Raw genomic sequence first — 4,384 nt, 5'->3', positions numbered from 1 at the left:
AGCCAGGTGCATCGGACCACACAGACGCCACTTCGAACGGTCCGGCGTGTGCCCGAACTCGGCGCCGCGCTCCTCCATCACGTCCCAGTGCAGGCCAAGAGCGTCGAAGCCGCTCTTGTCGGTCGCGCCCACGGACATCAGGTGGATGCCGTTCTTGGCAGCGATCCGGGGGCCGGTCGGGGAGGCGATCGCGGCGACGGTGATGTCGAAGTCGCTGTACGGTGCGTACTGGGTGTGCGCCTCCACCAGGTTGTAGCGGTTGGTCTTCTTGGTGACCTTCTCGCCGCGCAGGATCGCCATCAGGACCTCGGTGTCCTCCTCGAAGGCGGTGCGCTGCTCCTCGAGGCTGATGCCGATCATGGTGGCGTCGGTGGGCAGTGCCCCCGGGCCCAGACCCAGCATGAACCGGCCACGCAGCAGACGGTCGAGGAAGAGCGCCCGGTCAGCCACCCAGAGCGGGTTGTGGTACGGAAGGGAGAGCACGCCGGTGCCGAGCTTGATGTGCTTGGTCTGCGGGGCCGCCCAGGCGAGGAAGGTCATCGGGTCCGGGATGAGCTCGTGACCGGCAGAGTGGTGCTCACCGACCCAGGCCTCGTCGAAGCCGAGCTTGTCCATGTGCTGGATGATCTCGAGGTCGCGCTGGTACGCGGTCGTGGGGTTCTGACCCGGGGGGCAGTGGAAGGGAGCCATGAAGGTCCCGAACTTGAGGCCCATCGTCGTTCCTTGTCGTCGAGTTGGTGCGAATGGTCGACGCTCGGTGCGCCGCGCGGTGACTACCGTCACACGGGGGGAGGGGAGCGAGTTGTGCAACTTTGGGACGATCAGAGGTGTCCCAATAGGGGACAACCCGGCGGCGCCAACGACGGTTTCATTGCCTCATGAGCACTTCTTCGACATCCGGTGCGGTCGCACCTCCTTCAGCAGCACAGCTCCGACAGGTCGTCCATCCCGTCGACGACATCCCAGCGGCGGTCGAGTTCTACTCGACGGTGCTCGGGCTGCCGACCCGTTTCGTCGATGGTGAGCGGTACGCCGCGCTCGACGGAGGCCCGGCGACACTCGCCCTCGCCGCGGACACGGAGAACGTCGCCAACATCGCGTCAGCGGCGTTCAAGGTCGATGACGTCGATGCCTTCGTCGAGCGACTGATCGCGGCAGGTGGTCAGGTCGTCGAGCCGCCCGCAGACGGTCCGCACGAGCGACGAGTGGTCGTCAGCGACCCGTGGGGAAACCGGGTGATCGCGTATGCCTCGCTCTGAGGCGCCGGCGACCACTGGCCTCCACCACTTCTCGCCGACCGTCTCCGATGTGGAGGCGTCGGCCGCCTGGTACTCCAAGGTCTTCGGCCTGCAGCGGCTCGACAGGATCGCTCCTCACCACGGCGATGAGGATGGTGGCTATGCGGTCCTGCTGATGGACCCGCGGGGCCGCTTCCTGATCGGGCTGCACCATCACGACGAAGCGCAGCCAGGAGCCTTCGACGAACGGCGCGTCGGCCTCGACCACATCGCCTGGTCTGTCGCTGAGCGTCGCGACCTCGACACCTGGGCGGATTGGCTGGATCGGCTCGGAGTGACACATTCCGGGGTCATCGACAAGGCCGGCTCGAGCCCCTACTCGGTGGTGGTCTTCCGCGACCCCGACAACATTCAGCTCGAGCTGTTTCACCGTACGTGACCTGCCGACGCCCCGGGTGCCGAAGTCGTTGCGCACATTGATGCAGGAACAGGATCACTGACCCACGGATTGGTATTGGACCGCGATGGCCGGATCGTGTTTGTGTGATGTGTAACACATAGGCCGTTTCTCGGATCCAGGGAGGTCGTACCGAATGCTCGACACACATCGCGCTCAGCTCGCTGAGGACGATCCAGGCTCCCTGATGATGCGCAGCGAGATCCTCGACTCCTGGCGCCGCTCGAAGCTGAGCGGGGTAGATCCGGACCACGTGCGCTCGGTCGCGCACGAGGCCAGACTGGACAGCAGGATCGCGAAGATCGCGATCCCGGTCCTCGACACGGCCGCGGACGCCCTCGTCGGTGCTCACACCAGCTTGTTGCTCAGCGCGCCTGACGGCACTCTGCTGTGGCGTTGGGACGGCGACGGACACCTGAAGAAGCGGCTTGATCGCAGCAACGTCCACCTCGGGACCGTCATGTCCGAAGACATCGTCGGGACCAACGGTCTCGGCACCGCGCTGGAGACCGCGAGGAGCGTGACGGTCAGCGGAACCGAGCACTTCAGCGAGATGTTCCACGACTTCACCTGCGCCGGTGCTCCGGTCCGGCACCCCGTGACGAACCGGGTCACGGGCGTCCTCAGCCTCACCACGCTGGTCAAGGACGCCAGCCCGCTGATGGCCCCGACTCTGCTCAGGCTCGCCCAGGACATCGAAGAGGAGCTGTACGGCGAGAGCACGATGCACGAGCGCCAGATGCTGCGTCACTTCCTGGCCGAGCGGCGGCGGGCTCGCAGCGCGGTGGTCGCCGTCAGCGCCGACGTGGTCATCGCGAACGCGATCGCTACGGCGATGGACCTCGACCATACGGCGCTGTGGGAGCGCATCGAAGGATCGCCCGAGGAGATCATCGGACTGGAGCTCGCCGCAGGATCCCATGTGACCGTGTGCCGACCCGTCAGCCGAGGTGGGCAGGTCGTAGGTGCTGTGGTGGTCGCCGAGGACACCGCGATCGCTGCTGCCGCGGGACAACGGGCGGCACGGGCACGAGGCCGTACCTCGTCGAGACCCGCGCCCCGGGAACGTCCGTGGGCGCGCCTCGTGGCGCAGCTGCGTGACGTGGCCGAATCGACCGATCGGCTGCTGGTCGCGGGCGAGGACGGCGTGGGCAAGCGAGCGGCGCTACGCGCCACGCTCACCGAATCGAATCGTGGTTACCGTGAGATCGACTGCGCGGCCGTCGACGAGGTCGGTCGTGAAGAGTGGCTCCACCAGGTGCGGGCGCTGATGGACGACCCCGACGGTCTCGTCGTGCTCGCTCACCTGGACGCGCTCGATGCTCGTGATGCACGCGCGCTCGCCTCGATATTGGAGAGTTCGGATCGACCGACGAGCACAGGGTTGCACCTTGCCGGAACGGTCTCGACGGCGGCGTACTCCGAGCACACGATCCCGAGAGCGCTGACGGACCAGTTCGCGCCAGATGCGTTCGAGGTCGAGCCCCTGCGCAAGCGGCCGGACGACGTGCTCGCCCGGCTGGTCGATCAGGGTGTGGGCATGCCGACCCTGAGCCGCGAGGCCGTGCAGATGGCCCAGCGGCATCCCTGGCCGGGGAACCATCGACAGCTGGAGCAGTTCCGACGGTGGATGGCACGTCAGGATCGTCCGGTGCTGGTCCCCGACGACCTACCGGCCTCATGGCGCAACGAGCTCACCAGAGGCAACCTGACCTCGATGCAGATGGCAGAGTCGGACGCCATCGTCGCAGCGTTGCGGCAAGCCGCCGGCAACAAGGCTGCAGCGGCCACCGCTCTCGGCATCTCGCGGTCCTCGCTCTACCGGAAGATGCGGGAGTACCACCTGCGTTGACCTCGGGGATCACGTCAGCGCGAAACACGTGTGCCAAATCGGTACAACCATCGCCGGTCTCGCCGTGTGAGGGTCACCACATCAACCGATGTGCCAACCCGGCACCACACGAGGAGCGCTGACATGACGCTGAAGTTCGGAACATTCATGGCCCCGTTCCACTGCCCGGCGGGCCAGAACCCCACGACGGCCTATGAGCGTGACCTGGAGGTCATCCAGCACATGGACCGGTTGGGCTTCGACGAGGCCTGGGTCGGTGAGCACCACTCCTGCGGCCACGAGCTCATCCCGGACCCGATGACCTTCGTCTCGTGGGCAGCCGCCCAGACGGAGAACATCAAGCTCGGCACCGGGGTCGTCTCCCTTCCGTACCACAACCCGTTGTGGGTGGCCGACCGGGCGCTCTTCCTCGATCGTCTGCTCCGTGGCCGGTTCATGCTGGGTCTGGGCCCGGGGGCACTGCCGACCGACGCCACCATGATCGGCATCACGCCGGAGGAACAGCGGCACGCCTTCGAGGAGGACGTGGACGTGCTGATGGCGATCCTTCGCGGCGAGACCGTCACGGCCAGGACGAAGCGCTACAACCTGGTGGAGGCGCACACCCAGTACGCGCCGTACAGCGACTTCGACATCGTCGTCGCGGCGATCGCGTCGCCGACCGGGCCACGTGCGGCGGCGAAGAACGGTATCGGGCTGATGTCGGTCGGCGCCACGGCTCAAGGGGGCTTCGACGCCCTGGCCTTGCACTGGGACGTGATGGAGGAGCGGGGCCCGTCGTTCGGGCACACGCCGGACCGTTCGAAGTGGCGTCTGTGTGGTCCGATGCACCTGGCC

General features: G+C 66.9%; 5 protein-coding genes. 4 read left to right on the top strand and 1 reads right to left on the bottom strand.

Going from position 1 to position 4,384, the window contains the following annotated elements; all coding sequences use genetic code 11:
• Positions 1-714, bottom strand: a 714-nt coding sequence (locus BLT25_RS29345) for an LLM class flavin-dependent oxidoreductase (RefSeq protein ID WP_143033912.1), incomplete at its 3' end; no start/stop codon positions are given.
• Between the two features lie 164 nt (positions 715-878).
• Here BLT25_RS29345 and BLT25_RS29340 point away from each other — a divergent pair.
• The 4 genes from BLT25_RS29340 to BLT25_RS29325 all read left to right on the top strand — a co-directional run.
• Positions 879-1,259, top strand: a complete 381-nt coding sequence (locus BLT25_RS29340) for a VOC family protein (RefSeq protein WP_091053336.1) — start codon at positions 879-881, stop codon at positions 1,257-1,259.
• Positions 1,246-1,677, top strand: coding sequence for a VOC family protein (locus tag BLT25_RS29335; protein ID WP_091053334.1), 432 nt, complete (start codon positions 1,246-1,248; stop codon positions 1,675-1,677). Before BLT25_RS29340 ends, BLT25_RS29335 begins: the two co-directional genes overlap by 14 nt.
• Positions 1,678-1,831: 154 nt before the next feature.
• Positions 1,832-3,547 (top strand): sigma-54-dependent Fis family transcriptional regulator, encoded by a 1,716-nt coding sequence (locus BLT25_RS29330; RefSeq protein ID WP_091053332.1) that lies wholly within the window; start codon positions 1,832-1,834, stop codon positions 3,545-3,547.
• A gap of 123 nt (positions 3,548-3,670) precedes the next feature.
• On the top strand, positions 3,671-4,384 hold a 714-nt coding region (locus BLT25_RS29325; RefSeq protein WP_143033911.1), incomplete at its 3' end, for an LLM class flavin-dependent oxidoreductase.

The sequence above is a fragment of the Nocardioides sp. YR527 genome, assembly GCF_900101045.1.
Classification (GTDB): domain Bacteria; phylum Actinomycetota; class Actinomycetes; order Propionibacteriales; family Nocardioidaceae; genus Nocardioides.
This window is presented reverse-complemented; position numbering and strand designations above follow the sequence as displayed.

Coding starts and splice junctions, on each gene's coding strand:
- BLT25_RS29340 (WP_091053336.1), top strand. CDS start 879: ATGAGCACTTCTTCGACATCCGGTGCGGTCGCACCTCCTTCAGCAGCA.
- BLT25_RS29335 (WP_091053334.1), top strand. CDS start 1,246: ATGCCTCGCTCTGAGGCGCCGGCGACCACTGGCCTCCACCACTTCTCG.
- BLT25_RS29330 (WP_091053332.1), top strand. CDS start 1,832: ATGCTCGACACACATCGCGCTCAGCTCGCTGAGGACGATCCAGGCTCC.